Genomic DNA, 18,066 nt, shown 5'->3' with positions numbered 1-18,066 from the left:
GTCAGGCCTGCGCCGCGAGGCGGTCCAGCTCGCGCTCCAGCAGCGGGAGCAGCGCCGGGTCGGTCAGCGAGCGGAAGTGCCCCGGGGTCGCCAGCCGCACGTTCCGGGCACCCGGCAGCTCGCTGCCGGTCGGGATGTGCGGGTCGAAGCAGGTCGCGACGGACACGATCCGGCCGTGGTCGGCGCGCTGCGCCGCGAGCGCCGTCAGCACCTCGTCGTCGGGCAGGAACGCCCGGATGGACCGCACCGGCAGCAGCCGCGCGTAGGGGGAGCCCGAGAACGGCGTGTTGATCGCGACCATGCCGAGCACCCGGTCCCCCACGTCGGTGCGCCCCATGACGCTCTTGCCGATCAGCCCGCCCTTGGAGTGCGCGACGAGGACGACCCCGCGCAGGTCGGCGTCCCGCAGCTGCGCCGCCGCGAGGTCCGCCATGTCCGGGACGCTGCCCCGGTTGAGGCCGAACGGCGCGACGACGTGCACGGGGTGGCCGCCCGCGAACAGCCCGCGGGCCAGCGGCTCCAGGAACCGCCACGTCTCCCAGACGCCGGGCAGCAGCAGCACCGGCGGACGCCTCGGGTGCGCGGGGCGGGTGTACGAGTCGGGCGAGGTGCGGGACAGCAGCCCGCGCGCCTGCCGCCAGCCCGCGTAGGCGTAGTCCTGCCCCCACCAGACAGCACGCCGTGCGCCCTCCACGGCCGTCAGCACGGGTCCTCCCGCACCCAGCGGGCGATCAGCGGCGCGTGCGACGCCATGGCGACGTGCCCGGCGCCGGGGACCTCCCGCACGTCCGCCCGCGGCGCGAGCGCCCCGAGCCGGCGCGCCCACCCCCGCGACGACACCGGGTCGTGCTCGCCCCGCACGACCAGCGCCGGCCCCGGCAGCCGGGACACCGCGTCGGCCGTGTCGTAGGCGAACATGTGCGGCAGCACCGCCGAGTACCAGGACGGGCCGGTGCGCAGGTAGTCGCTCGCGACGACCGCGTTGACCCGCAGCGGCTCGTGCAGGCCGTCCTCGGCCAGCCGCAGCGCCTGGCGCAGCACCGAGGGCGCCCGGGGGTCCACGACCGCGCCGATCAGCAGCACGCGCTCCACGACGTCGGGCGCCCGCAGCATCGCCTCCGCGACGACCTGGGCGCCCATGGAGTGACCCACCAGCGTCGCCCGCTCGATCCCGCGGTGCCGGAGCACGGCCAGCACGACGTCGGCCAGGTCGCCGACCGCCGGGACGCGGGAGGGGCGGGGGCTGCGACCGAACCCCGGCAGGTCCGGGACCAGCACCCGCCGGTCGGACGCGAGCTCACTCGCCAGGCCCCGGTAGTACCGCTCGGACACGCCGATCCCGTGCACCAGCACCACCGCCGGGTCGTCCGCGCGGCCGAGGTCCGTGACGACCACGCCCGCGGCCGGGTCGAGCCCGGGCGCAGGGGCACCGCCCACCGTCCGGGCGAGCAGCCGCCCGGGGAGCCGCCTGCCCTCGTCGCGGGTGGGGGCGTCGGGGGACGACGACGGCACGGACGGTCTCCTTCGGTTCGGGGCAGGGGTCCGACTCTGGCGGACTCCGCGCGCCCCGGCCACCGGGGCGACCGCCGGGGTCGCGGCCGCCGCACCCCGGCGCGAGAGTGGGGACATGCCCAACCGCCTCGCCCGCAGCACCAGCCCGTACCTGCGCCAGCACGCCGGGAACCCGGTCGACTGGTACGAGTGGGGCGAGGAGGCGTTCGCCGAGGCCCGCCGCCGGGACGTGCCGCTGCTGGTCTCCGTGGGCTACGCCGCCTGCCACTGGTGCCACGTGATGGCGCACGAGTCGTTCGAGGACGAGGGCGTCGCCGCGGTGATGAACAGCCGGTTCGTCAACGTGAAGGTCGACCGCGAGGAGCGCCCCGACCTGGACGCGGCGTACATGGCGGCGACCCAGGCGATGACCGGCCAGGGCGGCTGGCCGATGACGGTGTTCGCGACGCCGGAGGGCGACCCGTTCTTCTGCGGCACCTACTTCCCGCCCGTGCCCGTGGCCGGGCGGCCGTCGTTCGGGCAGGTGCTCGAGGCGCTGTCCCGCGCGTGGCGGGAGCGGCGCGACGAGGTGCGGGCCGGGGCGGCGGAGCTGCTGGCGCACCTCGGCGGCGGGGCGCCGGCCGGGGACGCCGACGACGCGGCGGACGCCGGGCGCAGGGAGGCCGAGGGCGCCGGAGGTCCCGCGGGCGGTCCGGGCACCGACGACCCCCACGGCCCCGTCCTCGACCTGGCCGCCGTCGCCCAGGTGTCGGACCTGGCGGTCGACGCCCTCGCCGCGTCGTACGACGCCGACCACGGCGGGTTCGGCGGCGCCCCGAAGTTCCCGCCGTCGACCACGCTCGAGTGGCTGCTCCGGCGGCACGCCCGCACCGGCGACGAGCGCGCCCTGGCGATGGCGACCGGCACCCTCGAGGCGATGGCGCGCGGCGGCATGGCGGACCAGGTCGGCGGCGGGTTCGCGCGGTACGCGGTCGACACCACCTGGACCGTGCCGCACTTCGAGAAGATGCTCGAGGACAACGCCATGCTGCTGCGCATCGGCGTGCACTGGTGGCGCAGCACCGGGTCCGACCTGGCGCGCCGGGTGGTCGAGGGCACCGCGGACTGGCTCCTGCGCGAGCTGCGCACGCCGGAGGGCGCGTTCGCCTCGTCGCTCGACGCCGACACCGACGGCGTCGAGGGCGCGACGTACGTCTGGACCCGCGCGACGCTGGACGAGGCGCTCGGCGCGGAGGACGGCGCGTGGGCCGCGGCCCTGTTCGGCGTCACCGAGGAGGGCACGTTCGAGGCGGGCACGTCCGTGCTGCAGCTGCGCGCGGACCCCGCCCCGGAGGACGAGGTGCGGTTCGCCCGGGTGCGCCGGGCGCTGCTGCGCACGCGGTCGGCCCGGCCGCAGCCGGCGCGGGACGACAAGGTGGTGGCCGCGTGGAACGGGCTCGCGGTCGCCGCGCTCGCCGAGGCCGGGGCCGCCCTGGAGCGGCGGGAGTGGGTCGCCGCGGCGGCCGACGCGGCCCGGCTGCTCGACACGGTGCACACGCTCGACGGCGGCGACGGGCTGCTCCGCCTCGCGCGCACCTCCCGGGACGGCGCCGTCGGCACGGCACCCGGCGTGCTCACCGACTACGCGGCCGTGGCCGACGGCTTCCTCGTGCTCAGCGGCGTGACCGGCGACCCGCACTGGGCGGCGCGCGCGTCGGCGCTGCTGGACACCGTGCTCGCACGGTTCCGGGCCCCGGGCCACGGGTTCCGGGACACCGCGGACGACCAGACCGACCCCGTCGTGGCCCGCCTGGCGACCCGGCCGGACGTCGCGGACGGGCCCTCGGCCGCGGGGCAGTCCGCCGCGGCGGCCGCGCTGCTCGCCCGGGCGGCCCTGTCGGGGTCCGCGACGGACCGCCGCGCCGCGGAGCTGGCGCTCGCCGGCCCGCTGTCGATCGCGCACCAGCACCCGCGGGCGGTCGCGTGGGCCCTGGCGACCGCCGAGGCGGTGCTGGACGGCCCGCGGGAAGTCGCCGTGCTCGGCCGGGCGGACGACCCCGGCCGCGTCGCGCTGGTCCGCGCGGCGGTGCGCTCCCCCACGCCCGGCCTGGTGCTCGCGCAGGGCGACCCGGACGAGGTGGCCGCGACCCCGTCCGCCGTGGCCCTGCTGCGGGACCGCCCGCTGGTCGGCGGCCGCGCGGCGGCGTACGTCTGCCGGGGCTTCGTCTGCGACCGCCCGACGACCGACCCGGGGACGCTCCGCGCGTCCCTTACCTGACCCGCGCGCCCCGCGCCGCTCGCCCGCGCCGCGCCGCGCGCGCCCCGCGCCCCGCGCCGCGCCCCGCGCGCTCGCCGACTCTCCAGTTCTCGCCTCTGCACCCCCGCCCGCACGCAGACGCGTTCCGCAGACTCGGCGAGCTCGGCGGACGTGGGGGCGGGGCAGCATGCGTCAGCGCGCGTCAGCGGTCGCGCTTCTCCCGCATGGCGCGCTGCGCCTCGAGGTTGTCCTGGCGCTCGCGGAGGGCCTGGCGCTTGTCGAACTCCCGCTTGCCGCGCGCCAGGGCGATCTCGACCTTCGCCCGCCCGTCGAGGAAGTAGAGGCTGAGCGGCACGATCGTCTGGCCCTTCTCGCGGGTCTTCGCCTCGAGCCGGTCGATCTCGTCGCGGTGCAGCAGCAGCTTCCGCTTGCGCCGCGGGGCGTGGTTCGTCCAGGTGCCCTGCGAGTACTCCGGGATGTGCACGCCCTCGAGCCAGGCCTCGCCCGACTCGATCGTGCACCAGCCGTCGACCAGCGACGCACGCCCGGCGCGGAGCGCCTTGACCTCGGTGCCGCTGAGCACGACGCCGGCCTCGAACACGTCCTCGATGAGGTAGTCGTGGCGCGCCTTGCGGTTGGACGCGACGAGCGACCGACCGCTCTGCTTGGCCATGACTCTCCTCCTGGGGTCGTGCGTGAGCCCGACGGGACCGAGGGGCGACGCAGCAGCCTAACCGGCGGCGCCCCGCGCGTCGCCCGGATTCCGCTACAGGCCGAGCAGCGGCCGCGGGTTCACCGTCGCGCCGTTGACGTACACCTCGAAGTGCAGGTGGCACGCCGCCGACGTCCCGGTGTTGCCGGAGTACCCGACCAGCTGGCCCTGGGACACGTGCTGCCCGCCGCCGACCACGAAGCTCGTCATGTGGTTGTACGACGTCATCAGCGAGCTGCCGTTGTACAGGCCGTGGTCGATCATCACCTGGTTGCCGAACCCGTTGCGCCAGCGCGCCCACTGCACGGTCCCCTCGCGGGCCGCGTAGATCGGGGTGCCGCAGTAGGTGCGCAGGTCGATGCCCGCGTGCAGCCGGTAGTACCCGAGGATCGGGTGCAGCCGCATGCCGTACTCGCTGGTGACGTGGATCGGGTTGATCGACGTCGGGTTCCCGAACAGCGCGCCGGACACCGGTCCGGCGGCCGGCGCGGGCTGGCCGGCGGCGGCCGCCGCGGCGGCGGCGCGGGCGCGCTGCTCGTTCGCGACCTTGGTCAGCTCGGACTCGATCGACGCCTTCTCCGCGTCGATCGACGCGATCTCGGCCTCGGCGGCGGCCTTCTGCGACGCCAGCTGCTGCTGCTTCGCGGTCTGCTCCGCGATCAGGCGCTCGACCTCGGCCTTGCGGTCGGCGGCCTCCTGGCGCGCCTTCTCGGCCTCCGCGACCTTGGCGTCCGCCTCGGCCTTCAGCTCGGTGATCCGCTCGCGCACGGCCGTCAGCCGCGCCTGGCTGTTCTTGTTGGCCGCCTCGATGTCGGCGAGCTCGTCGAGCACCTCGTTCTGGGTGCGCTGCGCCGCGGTCGCGAGGCCGTACTGCTCGGTGAACTCCTCGACGGTCTGCGCGCCCACCATGATGCTGAGGCCGGACAAGCTCGGCCCGCCCTGGTACGCCTGCCGCGCCATCTGGCTGATCTGGCTGCGGATCTGGTCGGACCGCTCGGTGTCGGTGGCGATCGTCGCGCTGATCGACGTCTCCTGGTCCTCGGCGTCCTGCAGCCGCGCGGCGATCAGCTCCGCCTCGCGCTCGTAGCCGGCGAGGGCCTCCTGCGCGGCGGTCAGCGCGGCCTGCGCCGGGGCGAGCTGCTGCTGGACCGCCAGCAGGTCCTGCGCGGTCTGCTGGTACTGCGCGCTCAGCCCCTCGAGCGCCGCCTCGGCGTCGGCCCGCTGCTGGTCGTTCTGCGCCTGCTGCCGCTGCAGCGCGGACTGCCGGTCGTCGAGGTCGTCGCCGACCGCGGGGCCGGCCGCGGTCAGGCCGACCAGCACGGCGAGCGCGCCCGCCAGCGAGCCGGCGACGGCGCGGACGCCGCGCGCGCGGCGGGGGGTGCGGGTGCGCATGCTCGCCATCTCAGACCTTCGTGTAGCGGCTCAGGGTGACCAGGGACGAGATCGCGGCGAGCAGGATCGCGGCCGCCACCAGGAACGGCGCCACCTGCCACACCTCGTTCGTGGTGACGTACGGGATCCACGCGACCTGGCCGCCCAGCCAGTCCGTCACCAGGTAGCGGACGCCGGCCCACAGCCCGACGACCGAGAGCACGGCGCCGACCGTGGCGGCGATGGCCCCCTCGAGCATGAACGGCAGCTGGATGAACAGGTTGGAGGCGCCGACCATCCGCATGATGCCGGTCTCGCGCCGGCGGCTCATCGCCGACAGCCGGATCGTCGTGGTGATCAGCAGCACCGCGGCCAGCAGCATGACGCCCGCCAGACCCAGCGAGAGCAGCGTCGCCGAGTTCAGCACCTTGAACAGCGTGTTGTAGAGGTCGCGCTGGTCCTGCACCGTCTCGACGCCCTGCCGGCCCTGGAGCACGTCGGCCACGACCTCGAACTTCTCCGGGTCGGTGAGCTTGATGCGCAGGGACTCGTTCATGTCGTCGACCGTGGTGACCTGCGCCCAGAACTGGCCCTCGAACTGGCGCTGGAACGTCTCGAACGCCTGCTCCTTGGACTCCTCGGTGACGCTCTCCACGTAGGGGGCCACGTCGGGGGCGTCGAGGGCGTCGAGGATCGCCTGCTTCTGGTCGTCGGTGACCTCGCCGCCCGCGCAGGTGGGCTCGGACGAGGTGCCGGCCGGGCAGAGGTACACGGCGACCTCGACCTTGCCGTAGAAGTCGTCCTGCATCTTCGTGATCTGCATCTGGAGCAGGGCGGCCGCGCCGACGAAGGTCAGCGACACGAAGGTGACGAGGATGACCGAGATGGTCATGGAGAGGTTCCGGCGCAGGCCGATGCCGATCTCCGAGAGGATGAACTGCAGTCGCACGTCGATCCTCCCCTCAGCGGTCCGAGCCGTAGACGCCGCGCGACTGGTCGCGCACCATCTCGCCGCCGGACAGCTCGACCACGCGCTTGCGCATCTGGTCGACGATCTCGTCGTCGTGCGTCGCCATGACCACCGTGGTGCCCGTGCGGTTGATCCGGTCGAGCAGGCGCATGATCCCCAGGGAGGTCGTCGGGTCGAGGTTGCCGGTGGGCTCGTCCGCCAGCAGGATCGCCGGCCGGTTCACGAACGCGCGGGCGATGGCGACGCGCTGCTGCTCGCCGCCGGACAGCTCGTGCGGGCGGCGCTTCTCCTTGCCGGCCAGCCCGACCATCTCGAGCACGTCGGGCACCGTGGTGAGGATGTGGTGCCGCGGCTTGCCGATCACCTGGAGCGCGAACGCCACGTTCTCGAACACGGTCTTGTTGTGCAGCAGCCGGAAGTCCTGGAACACCGCGCCGATCTGGCGGCGCAGGTGCGGGACCTTCCACGACGACAGGGTCGTCAGGTCCTTGCCCGCGACGAAGACCTTGCCGGCCGAGGGGCGCTCCTCGCGCAGCGCGAGGCGCAGGAAGGTCGACTTCCCGGAGCCGGACGCGCCGACGAGGAACACGAACTCGCCGCGCTCGACCTCGAGGTTGATGTGGTCCAGCGCGGGGCGCGCGCCGCGCGCGTAGACCTTGGTGACGTTCTCGAATCTGATCACGGGGCTTGGTCGGCCGGTCGGTCGGGGACTGAGGGCGTGCGGAGGGTGGTGCGACCGGGCCGCGTCGAGCGTAGGCAGCGGCCCGTCGTGACCCGTCCGTGACACGCCGCGCGGAACCTGTGAGTCGCCCCACCGGCCCCCGCGCCGGGCGTTATGCCCGATTCACACCCCTCGCCCGCCCGGATCGGGCGGAGATCAGGCCTCGACGGACGCCTGCCGGCGCCAGCGGATGCCCGCCTCGATGAACCCGTCGATGTCGCCGTCGAACACCGCGGAGGTGTTGCCGACCTCGTGCTCGGTGCGCAGGTCCTTGACCATCTGGTACGGGTGCAGCACGTACGAGCGCATCTGGTCGCCCCAGGACGCCTTGATGTCGCCCGCGAGCTCCTTCTTCTTCGCGTCCTCCTCGGCCTTGCGGACCAGGAGCAGGCGCGACTGGAGCACGCGCAGCGCGGCGGCGCGGTTCTGGATCTGGGACTTCTCGTTCTGCATCGACACGACGATGCCGGTCGGGAGGTGGGTCATGCGGACCGCGGAGTCGGTCGTGTTGACCGACTGGCCGCCGGGGCCGGACGACCGGAACACGTCGACCTTGATCTCCGACTCGGGGATCTCGATGTTGTCGTCGCTCTGCTCGATGAGCGGGATGACCTCGACCGCGGCGAACGACGTCTGCCGCCGGCCCTGGTTGTCGAACGGCGAGATGCGCACCAGACGGTGCGTGCCGGCCTCGACCGAGAGGTGGCCGAACGCGTACGGCGCCTTCACCTCGAACGTCGCCGACTTCAGGCCGGCCTCCTCCGCGTACGACGTGTCGAGCACCGTCGTCGGGTAGCCGTGCCGCTCGGCCCAGCGCAGGTACATCCGCATGAGCATCTCGGCGAAGTCCGCCGCGTCGACGCCGCCGGCGCCCGCGCGGATCGTCACGACCGCCTCGCGCTGGTCGTACTCGCCGTTCAGCAGCGTGCGGACCTCGAGCTCGCCCAGGTCCTTGCGGATCGCGACCAGCTCCGCCTCCGCCTCGGCGAGGGTCTCGGCGTCGCCGCCGTCCTCCGTCGCCATCTCGACGAGGGTCTCGAGGTCGTCGATCCGCCCGCCCAGCTTGTCGACCCGGTCCAGCTCGGACTGCGCGGCGCTCAGCGCGCTGGTGACCTTCTGGGCGGACTCGGGGTCGTCCCACAGGTCGGGGGCGGACGCCTGCTCGGAGAGGTCGGCGATCTTCGCGCGGAGGGCCGTGGGGTCGGACACCGCCTGGATCGACTGCAGGGTGCTGCGCAGGTCGCGGATCTCGGCGGGGAAGTCGGTGGCTGCCACGACGGTCCAGGCTACCGGCTGCCGGGCGGTGCGGGGTCACCGGGGCCGTTCCCCCGACCCGGGACCCCCGGCCGCTACGGTGTGAGCGTGAACACGCCCGCACCCTCCGGACAGCAGCACCCCCTCACCCACGGCGCGCACCGCGCCGTGATCGCCGAGGTCGGGGCCAGCGTCCGCTCCTACAGCGTCGGCGGCCGCGACGTCGTGCTGCCGTTCGACGAGTCCGACCTGGCCCCGGCCTTCTCCGGCGCCGTCCTCGCCCCGTGGCCCAACCGGCTGCGGGACGGGCAGTACAGTTGGGACGGCACCGACTACCAGGTCCCCGTCACCGAGCCCGACCGGATGACCGCCCTGCACGGCCTGGTGGCCCAGGTCCGGTACGCGAAGGTCGCCTCGGAGCCCGGCCCCGACGGCGACACCTCCGTCACCCTGCGGCACGACCTGGTCCCGACGCCGGGCTACCCGTGGTCGCTGCGCGTCGACGTCACCTACTCGCTGTCCGACGCCGGGCTGCGGGTGCACGTCGCCACGACCAACCTGGACGCGACGGCAGCGCCGTACGGCATCGGCTTCCACCCGTGGCTCTCCCCCGGCGACGCCGCCGTGGACGACTGCACGCTCCGCGTGGACGCCGCGTCGCAGGTGACCGTCGACGAGCGCCTGCTGCCGACCGGCACCCGCCCGCTGTCCGGCGCCGAGGACCGCCGGACGCCGCAGCCCCTCGCCGGCGTGGCGCTGGACGACGCGTTCGTCGACGTGACCCGGGACGCCGACGGGCTGTCCTGGATCGTGCTCGGGTCGCCGGACGGCCACGGCGCGGCGATGTGGATGGACTCCTCGATGGACACGTGGCAGGTGTGCACCGGCAACGGCATCCCGAAGATCGACCGCCGGGGCGTCGCCGCCGAGCCGATGAGCTGCATCGCCGACGCGTTCCGCACCGGCGAGCGCCTGGTCCGCCTGGAGCCGGGCGCGACTCACGAGGTCACCTGGGGCATGACCCTGTCCTGACGGGCCCGCCCCGCCGAGCCCCGAGCCTCGCGCCGAGATAGGACCCCGCGGCCGAGGTAGGACCGCAGACGGTCCTACCTCGGCGCGGCGGTCCTACCTCGGCGCAGGATCCGCCCGGCGCCGGGTCCGCGCGCCGTGCCCGGACCCCCGGGCACGCGAACGGCCCCGCCTCCCGGAGGAGGCGGGGCCGTTGTGCGTCGCGGGGCGCCCCGCCTCAGCCGTAGTACTCGCCGTCGGCCATGACGCCCTTGGTGTACTCCCAGTGCCAGCGCTCGTACGGGCCCGAGCCGCCCGGGCGCGCCCAGTCGGGGTTCTCCCAGCCGAACACCGGCGCGTTCTCGTTCAGCCACTCCCACTGCGCGCCGGTGGTCTGCGAGGTGCACAGGTCGACCGCGAGGCCCCAGCCGTGGTTGCTGCGGCCGGCCGGAGCGGCCAGCGAGCCCTTGGCCGCCTTGACGGCGCGCTGCTCGGCGAGGGTGCGGTAGCCGCTGGACAGGCACAGGTCGGTGCCCCACCGGGTCACCCACATGGCGTTGAGCTCGGCGAGCGCCTCGGCGGCGTCGGCCCGGAGCTGCGTCTTGCCGTCCCACAGGTGGCAGAGGTCGGACTGGGGCAGCTGGCCGTTCGCGTTGGCCGTGCCGGCCTCCCCGTCGCAACCGGGCAGGACCTCGCGGTCCTCGCTGCGGCTGACGTCGACCGGCGCGCGCAGCGCGGTCGCGTCGCTCGACACCAGCGAGGCCGGCGGGAGCACGGCGGTGGCGGAGGAGGTGAGCGCCTCGACCGTGCTCGGCAGCGTCGCGTCGGCCTGGGCGTCGGTGAAGCCGTCCTCGCTGCGGGCGGCGCCCTGGGACAGCGGGATGGCGACCGTGACGGCGGCCAGCGTGACGAGCACGCCGGCGCGGGTGCCCCAGCGGGCCAGCGGGCTGGTGCGGCGGCGCTCCGCGGGCCCGGCCCCGGGCGCCGGGACGGCGGCAGCGGCCGCGGGCCGCGTCCGGGCCGCCTCGCGGAGCTGGCGGCGGGTGGGGGCGCCGGCGTCGGCGGCGGGCTGCACGCGGTGCGACGCCACGGGACCTCCGAGCACGGGCAGGCGACGAGTCGCCGATGGACGAGGGGCGCCACCCGGGCAGGGCGGCGCGCTGGGAGCGCGACCGCCGGGGGGGATCCGGGTGAGCGATCACGAAACCATAACGGCAGCGCCCCGCCGGTTCCAACCCCCTGTCCGGGGGGTAGTTGACGGATCATCGGCGTGTCGCGCCCGTTCACCCACCGGGACCACTCGGTCGTGTGACGAAGGTCCCACGAACGGCGCAGCGAGGGCCGCTCAGGCCCCCGTCCGGTGCCGGAACGCGCCGCGCTGCATCGCGTCGCGGACCTCGCCCACGAGCTCCTCCAGGATGTCCTCCAGGAAGACCACGCCGACCACCCGGCCGCCGTCCTCGACGCGCGCGAGGTGCACGCCGGAGCGCTGCATGGCGGCCAGTGCCTCCTCGACCTCGTCGCCCGGCCCCACGGCCGCGAGCGCGCGGACGCGCCAGGTCGGCACCGGGAGCCGGCGCGAGCCGTCGTCCGCGTACAGCACGTCCTTGACGTGCAGGTAGCCGCTGGGCGCACCGTTGCGGTCGAGCACCGGGAAGCGGCTGTACCCGGTGCGGGCGACGAGCCGCTCCACCTCGTCGGGCGTCACGTCGACCGGCACGGTGACGAGGTCGGCGACCGGGACCATCACGTCGGCCGCGGTGCGGTCGGAGAACTCCAGGGCGCCCGAGAGCAGGCCCTGCTCGTCGTCCAGCAGCCCTTCCGCCTGCGACTGCTCGACGATCGACTGCACCTCCTGGGCGGTGAACGCCGAGGCCACCTCGTCGCGCGGGTCCACCCGGAACAGCCGCAGCACGTGGTTGGCGATCCAGTTCAGCGCCGCGATCACCGGGCGCACGACCCGACCGAGCCAGACCAGCGGCGGGCCGAAGACGAGCACCGCGCGGTCCGGGCCCGACACCGCGAGGTTCTTCGGCACCATCTCGCCGAGCACCACGTGCAGGTAGACGACGACCAGCAGCGCGACGACGAACGCGATGGGGTGCGCCAGGCTCGTGCTGACCCCGACGGCGTGCAGCGGGTCCTCGATCAGGTGGGCGATCGCCGGCTCGGCGACCAGGCCGAGGCTGGTGGAGCAGACGGTGACGCCGAGCTGCGCGCACGCCAGCATGAGCGACACGTGCTCCATCGCCCACAGCACGGTGGTCGCCCGCCGGTCGCCCGCCGCGGCCAGCGGCTCGATCGCCGAGCGGCGCGCGGAGATGATCGCGAACTCGGCCGCGACGAAGAACGCGTTGCCGGCGAGCAGCGCGACCGCGAGCGCCAGGGCGACCGCCGGGCTCACCGGGCGCTCCCCTCGGCACCGGCGGGCGCGTGCGCCGGGCGCACGAGCACGCGCTCGACGCGCCGGCGGGCCATCGTCTCGACCCGGAGCAGCACGTCGCCGGCCAGGACCTCGTCGCCGGCCTCCGGCACGCGGCCGAGCGCGGCCATCACCAGGCCGCCGAGCGTCTCGTACGGGCCGTCCTCCGGGACGACGAGCCCGGTGGTCTCGGTGAGCTCGTCGGGCCGGAGCAGCCCCGAGACGACCCACGCGCCGTCCGCGCGCCGCGAGGCCGCGGTGCGCCGGCGGTCGTGCTCGTCCGCGACGTCGCCGACCAGCTCCTCGACGACGTCCTCGAGCGTCACGACGCCCGACGTGCCGCCGTACTCGTCCACGACGACGGCCATCTGCAGCCCGTGCTCGCGCAGCTCGACCAGCAGCGGGCCGAGGTGCACGGTCTCCGGGACCCGGGGCGCGTCGACCATGAGCGCGGCGGCGGGCACCTCGTCCCGGCGCTCGTACGGCACCGCGATCGCCCGGCGCAGGTGCACCAGCCCGACGATGTCGTCGGAGTCGTCGCCGATCACCGGGAAACGCGAGTGCCCCGTCTCCCGGGACAGCCGCACGACGTCGGTCGCCGTGTCGCCGCGGCGGAGCACGACGACCCGCTGGCGGTCGGTCATCACGTCCACGGCGGTGAGGTCGGTGAACTCGATGGAGTTGGTCAGCAGGGTCGCGGTCGACTCGTCCAGGGTGCCCTGCTGGGCGGAGCGCTTGACCAGCGCGGCGAGCTCCTGCGGCGACCGGCCGCCCGAGAGCTCCTCCCGCGGCTCGACGCCGAGGCGCCGCAGCAGCGCGTTGGCGCTCGAGTTGAACAGCGTGATGAGCGGGCGCAGCGCCGAGGTGAAGCCGGCCTGGAGCGGCGCGACCCACCGCGCGGTGCCCAGCGGGCGGCTGATCGCGAAGTTCTTGGGCACGAGCTCGCCGAACAGCATGGAGAACCCGTTGACCAGGACGAGCGTGACGACCAGCGCCACGCCGCCGCCGATCGCCGGGCCGAGGAACGACCCGCGCAACGGCTCGGCGAGCAGCGCGTTCACGGCGGGCTGGGTGGTGTAGCCGAGCAGCACGGTGGTGACGGTGATGCCCACCTGGGCGCCGGACAGCTCCGTGGACAGCCGGCGCAGCGCCTTGAGCACGCTCTGCCCGCGGCGGTCGTCGGGCCGGGTCTGGCCCTCGACGACGCCCGGGTCGAGCGTGACGAGGGAGAACTCGCTCGCGACGAACACGGCGGTGCCGGCGGTGAGCACGACGCCGAGGGCCACGAGCAGCCAGTCGGTCAGCACGGGTCACCCCCGCCGTCGCGCGGGTGCGGCGGTGCCGGGACGCGCTCGGGGTGGGTCAGGAGGCAGGAAGGGCCGGCATGGTCTCCCCCGGGCACGTCGGCCCGGGAGGGACGCCGGCAGCGACTTGAGCTGCTCATGGTGGCGCAATCATACGAAACCTCCACACGTGCGCTCTACGCTGGCGGGATGACGTTCGCATCCCGCCCCGGTGCCGCCGCCGGAACCCCCGCGGGCGCCCCGGGCGCCGCGTCCACCTCGGTCCTCGTCGTCGAGGACGAGCCCGCCATCGCCACGGCCGTCGCGCGCCGGCTCTCCGCCGAGGGCTGGCAGGTCGAGACGGTCGGCGACGGCCTGCAGGCGGTCGACGCCGCGGCCCGCCTGGCACCGGACGTGGTGGTGCTCGACGTGATGCTGCCCGGCATCGACGGCCTGGAGGTCTGCCGCCGGATCCAGGCCGACCGTCCCGTGCCCGTGCTGATGCTGACGGCCCGGGACGACGAGACGGACATGCTGATCGGCCTCGGCGTCGGCGCGGACGACTACATGACCAAGCCGTTCTCCATGCGGGAGCTCGTCGCGCGGGTCAAGGCGCTGCTGCGCCGCCAGCAGCGCGCCGCGCTGGCCGCCGAGCTCGCCGCGGCGGGCTCCGAGGCGGCCGAGCCGCCGGTCGCCGTCGGCGACGTGGTCATCGACCGCGCGCAGCGCCGCGTGCACCGTGGCGGCGAGGAGGTGCACCTCACGCCGACCGAGTTCGACCTGCTGCTCGCGCTCGCCGCGAGCCCGCGGACCGTGCTCACCCGGGAGCGCCTGCTGGCCGAGGTCTGGGACTGGGTGGACGCGTCCGGGACCCGCACCGTCGACTCGCATGTGAAGGCCCTGCGCAGGAAGCTCGGCGCCGACCTCATCCGGACCGTGCACGGCGTGGGCTACGCCCTCGAGCCGGCCGCGGCGCCCGGCGCGACCCCGGGAGGCGGCACGGCGTGACGGTGCCGACCCCTCCCCGGCACCAGCGGCCGCGGCTGCCCGACGTCCGCCCGCTCGACCGGCTGCGGTCGATCAAGATCAAGCTGGGCGTCCTGGTCGCCGCGGCGGTGTTCGTCGCGGCGCTGCTCACCTGGATCGGGCTGAACAACGCGCTCGGCCCGACGCGGACCTTCCCGATCGTCATCGTCCTCGCGCTGGTGATGACCCAGGTGCTCGCGCGGGGCATGACGTCGCCGCTGCGGGAGATGACCTCGGCGGCGCGCGCCATGGCGGCCGGCGACTACAGCCGCCGGGTGCGGGCGACCAGCCGGGACGAGGTCGGGGAGCTGGCGACCGCGTTCAACCGGATGGCCGACGACCTGGAGCAGGCGGACTCCCTGCGCCGGGAGATGGTCGCGAACGTGTCGCACGAGCTGCGCACGCCGGTGACCGCGCTGCAGGCGCAGCTCGAGAACATCGTCGACGGGGTCGAGGACCCCGACCCCGAGGCGATGCGCGCCGCGCTCGCGCAGACCCAGCGGCTGAGCCGGCTGGTGGCGACGCTGCTCGACCTGTCGCGCCTCGAGGCCGGCGCCGTGGACCTGCAGGTGACCGACGTGCCCGTCCAGCAGTTCCTCGAGGAGGCGGCGCAGGAGGGCCGGCTGGTGGGGGCGTCCAAGGACCTGACGTTCCCCGTGCACGTCGACCCGCCCGACCTCACCCTCCCGGCGGACCGCGAGCGGCTGCACCAGGTCGTCGCCAACCTCGTCCAGAACGCCGTCCGGCACTCCCCCCGTGGCGCGCCGGTCCGGCTGGAGGCGCACCGCGCCGGCGGGTTCGTCCAGCTCGACGTCATCGACCAGGGCCCCGGCATCGCCGCCGACCAGCGCCAGCGGGTCTTCGAGCGGTTCGCGCGCGGCAACACCCCCGCGATCACCGGGCAGATCTCGACCGGCGGCACCGGCCTGGGCCTGTCGATCGTGCGGTGGGCGGTGACCCTGCACGGCGGGACCGTCGAGGTGGCGGACAGCGATTCCGGCTGCACGATGCGGGTGATGCTGCCGTCGCGCCGCACCTCCCGGCCGACGACCGCGGCGTTCTGAGGCGGCCCGTCCCCCGCGCCCGGGCCCGACCGGGCTCCGTCGGGCGGCGGAGGCGCCGGTGCCCGGCGGTTCCACCTCGCGGCTGATCCGCCGGAGCGTGCCGGGTCCCTAGGGTCGAGGCATGCCACCCGACGCGACGCACGCCATCGAGGTCTCCCACCTCACGAAGACGTTCGGCCAGGTCCGGGCCGTGGACGACCTGAGCTTCACGGTCCGCCCGGGGCGGGTCACCGGGTTCCTCGGGCCGAACGGCGCCGGCAAGACGACCACCCTGCGGATGCTGCTCGGCCTCGTGCAGCCCACCGCGGGGACGGCCACCATCGGTGGCCGCCGGTACACCGCGCTCGACCGCCCGATGCGCACCGTCGGCGCCGCGCTGGAGGCCGCCGACTTCCACCCCGGCCGCACGGCCCTGGACCACCTGCGGGTGTACGCGCCCCAGGCGGGCGTGCCGGACCGCCGGGCGCACGAGGTGCTCGACCTCGTCGGCCTCACCGCGGCCGCGAAGCGCCGGGTCGGCGGGTTCTCGCTCGGCATGCGCCAGCGGCTCGCGCTGGCGACGACGCTGCTCGGCGACCCGCCCGTGCTGCTGCTCGACGAGCCGGCCAACGGCCTCGATCCCGAGGGCATCCGGTGGCTGCGCGACCTGCTGCGGGCGCTCGCCGCCCAGGGGCGCACCGTGCTGGTGTCCTCGCACGTGCTGTCCGAGGTCCAGCAGACCGTGGACGACGTGGTGATCATCGCCGGCGGCCGGCTGGTGCACGCCTCCACGCTCGCCGAGCTGAGCGGGCTCGCCGAGCCGCGGGTGCGGGTCGCGTCCCCCGACGCCGCCGCGCTGGACGCGCTCGTCGCGGGCGCCGGCTGGCAGCGCGCCGCGGACGGGGCGCCGGCCGCCGGCGTCGCCGAGCTGGTCGGCACGGACGTCGCGACCGTCGGCCACGCCGCGTTCGCCGCCGGCGTCGAGCTGCACGAGCTCGCCACGCACGGCGTCGGCCTGGAGGACGTGTTCCTCCGCCTCACCGCCCCCGCCCCGGCAGGGGGCGCGCACGCCGCGCCCGCCCCGGCCCCCGCCCCGACCGACGCCCCCGCCGGAGGTGCGCGATGAAGGACTCCCTCGTCTCCGAGTACCGGAAGATCGTCACCACCCGCACCTGGTGGGTGCTGCTCGTCGTCATGGTCGGGTACATGGCGTTCCTGGGCGCCGCGATGGCGTTCGCGTTCACCTTCGACGGCGCGGACGTGTCCGGCGCGGACGGCGCGCCCGTCGTCCTGGACGCGAAGGCCGTCGTCACCGCGGTGTACACGCTGCCCGCCTCGCTCGGCTATGCGCTGCCGCTGCTGGTGGGCCTGCTGTCGGTGACCGCCGAGTTCCGGCACCGGACGCTCACCCCGACGCTGCTCGCGCAGCCGGACCGCAACCGGTTCGTGGTGGCGAAGCTGGCGGCGAGCATCCCGATGGGCGTGCTGTACGGCGTGCTGGGGACGCTGGCCACCGTCGGCGCGGGCGCGCTGGCGTTCGCGTTCACCGACGCGCCGAACCTGCTCGGCGAGGGCGAGGTCTGGGGCATCATCGCCCGGACCGCGCTGGCCCTGACCGTGTGGTGCGTCGTCGGCGTCGGGCTCGGGTTCGCGATGCCGAACCAGGTGGTCGCGATCGTCGTCGTGCTGGCGTTCACGCAGTTCGTCGAGCCGATCGCCCGGCTGGTGCTCGGCCTGAACGACGCGACCGCGCCGATCGGGAAGTTCCTGCCCGGCGCGGCCGGCGAGGCGATCAGCGGCGGGTCGTTCTACTCGGCCACCGGCGCGGGCTCGCTGCTCGGACCGGCCGCGGGGGCCGCGGTGCTCGTCGCGTACGCGCTCGCGCTGGCGGCGCTGGGGCGGTTCACGACCCTGAAGCGCGACATCACCTGAGGGTCCACCGTCGTCGGGTGGAGCGTCCCGCCGGACACGCCGATGCGTGTCGGGCAGGACGCTCCACCCGTCGCCGCACCCGGGAGGCGTGCGACCGCGGTCAGTCCCCCGCCCGCGTGCGCGCCGCGAGCCGCGCCAGCGGGCCCGCCGCCCGCCGCACCGCCGCCGCGTCCGCCGCGGGCAGCCCCGCGAGCGCCGCACCCAGCGTGCGCGCCCACCCCTCCTCGACGGGCTCCCGCCGTGCGCGCGCCAGCGGGGTCGGGTGCAGCCGGGTCACCCTCCGGTCCCCGTCGTCGGTCGCGCGCTCGACCAAACCGCGCCCGACCAGCCCGCGCACCGCGGCGCTGACGTTGCTCTGCCGCAGGTCGAGGGCCGCGGCCGCGCCGCCGACGCTGGTCCCGGGGTGCGCGTCCACGTACCGCATCACCTCGAACTCCGTCGGCGGCAGCGGCGCCGGACCGGCCGCCTGCGCGCCCTGCGCCTGGCGGACGGCCCGGGACAGGTCGTGCAGCGCGACGGCCAGCACCCGCAGGTCGTCGGTCCCGGCGTCGTCGGCGGGGGTGGCTCCGGTCACGC

General features: G+C 75.3%; 17 protein-coding genes. 6 read left to right on the top strand and 11 right to left on the bottom strand.

Annotated elements, in window-relative coordinates:
* Position 1: 1 nt before the first annotated feature.
* Positions 2 to 706: an esterase/lipase family protein gene (locus FS882_RS07405; RefSeq protein ID WP_158372420.1), complete on the bottom strand. Its 705-nt coding sequence runs from the start codon at positions 704 to 706 to the stop codon at positions 2 to 4.
* Positions 700 to 1,512: an alpha/beta fold hydrolase gene (locus FS882_RS07400; RefSeq protein WP_187365186.1), complete on the bottom strand. Its 813-nt coding sequence runs from the start codon at positions 1,510 to 1,512 to the stop codon at positions 700 to 702. The genes FS882_RS07405 and FS882_RS07400 overlap by 7 nt, the downstream gene beginning before the upstream one ends.
* 115 nt (positions 1,513 to 1,627) lie before the next feature.
* On the opposite strand from FS882_RS07400, the gene FS882_RS07395 reads away from it, so the two are divergent.
* Positions 1,628 to 3,769 carry a thioredoxin domain-containing protein gene (locus FS882_RS07395; RefSeq protein WP_158372418.1) on the top strand — a complete coding sequence of 714 codons (2,142 nt, stop codon included), beginning with the start codon at positions 1,628 to 1,630 and terminating at the stop codon, positions 3,767 to 3,769.
* A 181-nt stretch (positions 3,770 to 3,950) separates the two neighbouring features.
* On the opposite strand, the gene smpB is transcribed toward FS882_RS07395, so the two are convergent.
* The 5 genes from smpB to prfB all read right to left on the bottom strand — a co-directional run bounded on the left by smpB (position 3,951) and on the right by prfB (position 8,797).
* On the bottom strand, positions 3,951 to 4,421 hold the full coding sequence (smpB, locus tag FS882_RS07390; protein ID WP_158372417.1) for an SsrA-binding protein SmpB: 471 nt from the start codon (positions 4,419 to 4,421) through the stop codon (positions 3,951 to 3,953).
* 93 nt (positions 4,422 to 4,514) lie between these two features.
* A complete protein-coding gene (locus FS882_RS07385; RefSeq protein ID WP_158372416.1) occupies positions 4,515 to 5,852 on the bottom strand; it encodes a M23 family metallopeptidase in 1,338 nt (445 codons plus the stop codon).
* Positions 5,853 to 5,862: 10 nt separating this feature from the next.
* Positions 5,863 to 6,780, bottom strand: a complete 918-nt coding sequence (ftsX, locus tag FS882_RS07380) for a permease-like cell division protein FtsX (RefSeq protein ID WP_154728079.1) — start codon at positions 6,778 to 6,780, stop codon at positions 5,863 to 5,865.
* 13 nt (positions 6,781 to 6,793) lie between these two features.
* Positions 6,794 to 7,483, bottom strand: a complete 690-nt coding sequence (gene ftsE / locus FS882_RS07375; RefSeq protein ID WP_158372415.1) for a cell division ATP-binding protein FtsE — start codon at positions 7,481 to 7,483, stop codon at positions 6,794 to 6,796.
* 195 nt (positions 7,484 to 7,678) lie between these two features.
* Entirely contained in the window at positions 7,679 to 8,797 is a 1,119-nt protein-coding gene (gene prfB / locus FS882_RS07370) for a peptide chain release factor 2 (protein ID WP_158372414.1), read from the bottom strand.
* Positions 8,798 to 8,884: 87 nt separating this feature from the next.
* Here prfB and FS882_RS07365 point away from each other — a divergent pair, with 87 nt between their 5' ends.
* The gene (locus tag FS882_RS07365; protein ID WP_158372413.1) at positions 8,885 to 9,808 is read left to right on the top strand and encodes an aldose 1-epimerase family protein; all 924 of its coding nucleotides are present in this window, start codon (positions 8,885 to 8,887) and stop codon (positions 9,806 to 9,808) included.
* Positions 9,809 to 10,022: 214 nt separating this feature from the next.
* On the opposite strand, the gene FS882_RS07360 is transcribed toward FS882_RS07365, so the two are convergent.
* From FS882_RS07360 to FS882_RS07350, 3 genes are all read right to left on the bottom strand, one after another.
* The gene (locus FS882_RS07360) at positions 10,023 to 10,874 is read right to left on the bottom strand and encodes a M15 family metallopeptidase (RefSeq protein ID WP_187365185.1); all 852 of its coding nucleotides are present in this window, start codon (positions 10,872 to 10,874) and stop codon (positions 10,023 to 10,025) included.
* 255 nt (positions 10,875 to 11,129) lie between these two features.
* On the bottom strand, positions 11,130 to 12,188 hold the full coding sequence (locus FS882_RS07355) for a hemolysin family protein (RefSeq protein ID WP_158372411.1): 1,059 nt from the start codon (positions 12,186 to 12,188) through the stop codon (positions 11,130 to 11,132).
* On the bottom strand, positions 12,185 to 13,513 hold the full coding sequence (locus FS882_RS07350) for a hemolysin family protein (RefSeq protein WP_222848160.1): 1,329 nt from the start codon (positions 13,511 to 13,513) through the stop codon (positions 12,185 to 12,187). The genes FS882_RS07355 and FS882_RS07350 overlap by 4 nt, the downstream gene beginning before the upstream one ends.
* A 186-nt stretch (positions 13,514 to 13,699) precedes the next feature.
* On the opposite strand from FS882_RS07350, the gene FS882_RS07345 reads away from it, so the two are divergent.
* The 4 genes from FS882_RS07345 (at position 13,700) to FS882_RS07330 (ending at position 17,490) form a co-directional block, all read left to right on the top strand.
* Positions 13,700 to 14,497, top strand: a complete 798-nt coding sequence (locus tag FS882_RS07345) for a response regulator transcription factor (protein WP_158372410.1) — start codon at positions 13,700 to 13,702, stop codon at positions 14,495 to 14,497.
* Between the two features lie 2 nt (positions 14,498 to 14,499).
* Positions 14,500 to 15,579 carry an ATP-binding protein gene (locus tag FS882_RS07340; protein ID WP_262348133.1) on the top strand — a complete coding sequence of 360 codons (1,080 nt, stop codon included), beginning with the start codon at positions 14,500 to 14,502 and terminating at the stop codon, positions 15,577 to 15,579.
* Between the two features lie 121 nt (positions 15,580 to 15,700).
* Complete coding sequence (locus FS882_RS07335; RefSeq protein ID WP_158372408.1) at positions 15,701 to 16,684, top strand: ABC transporter ATP-binding protein; 984 nt, start codon at positions 15,701 to 15,703, stop codon at positions 16,682 to 16,684.
* A complete protein-coding gene (locus tag FS882_RS07330; RefSeq protein WP_158372407.1) occupies positions 16,681 to 17,490 on the top strand; it encodes an ABC transporter permease in 810 nt (269 codons plus the stop codon). Before FS882_RS07335 ends, FS882_RS07330 begins: the two co-directional genes overlap by 4 nt.
* A gap of 100 nt (positions 17,491 to 17,590) precedes the next feature.
* Here FS882_RS07330 and FS882_RS07325 read toward each other — a convergent pair whose 3' ends face one another.
* The gene (locus FS882_RS07325) at positions 17,591 to 18,064 is read right to left on the bottom strand and encodes a MarR family winged helix-turn-helix transcriptional regulator (protein WP_158372406.1); all 474 of its coding nucleotides are present in this window, start codon (positions 18,062 to 18,064) and stop codon (positions 17,591 to 17,593) included.
* Positions 18,065 to 18,066 lie beyond the last annotated feature (2 nt).

This window comes from Cellulosimicrobium cellulans, from assembly GCF_007679345.1.
In the GTDB taxonomy this organism is placed as follows: domain Bacteria; phylum Actinomycetota; class Actinomycetes; order Actinomycetales; family Cellulomonadaceae; genus Cellulomonas; species Cellulomonas cellulans_A.
The sequence above is the reverse complement of the archived record's forward strand: the minus strand, read 5'-3'. Positions and strand labels throughout refer to the sequence as shown.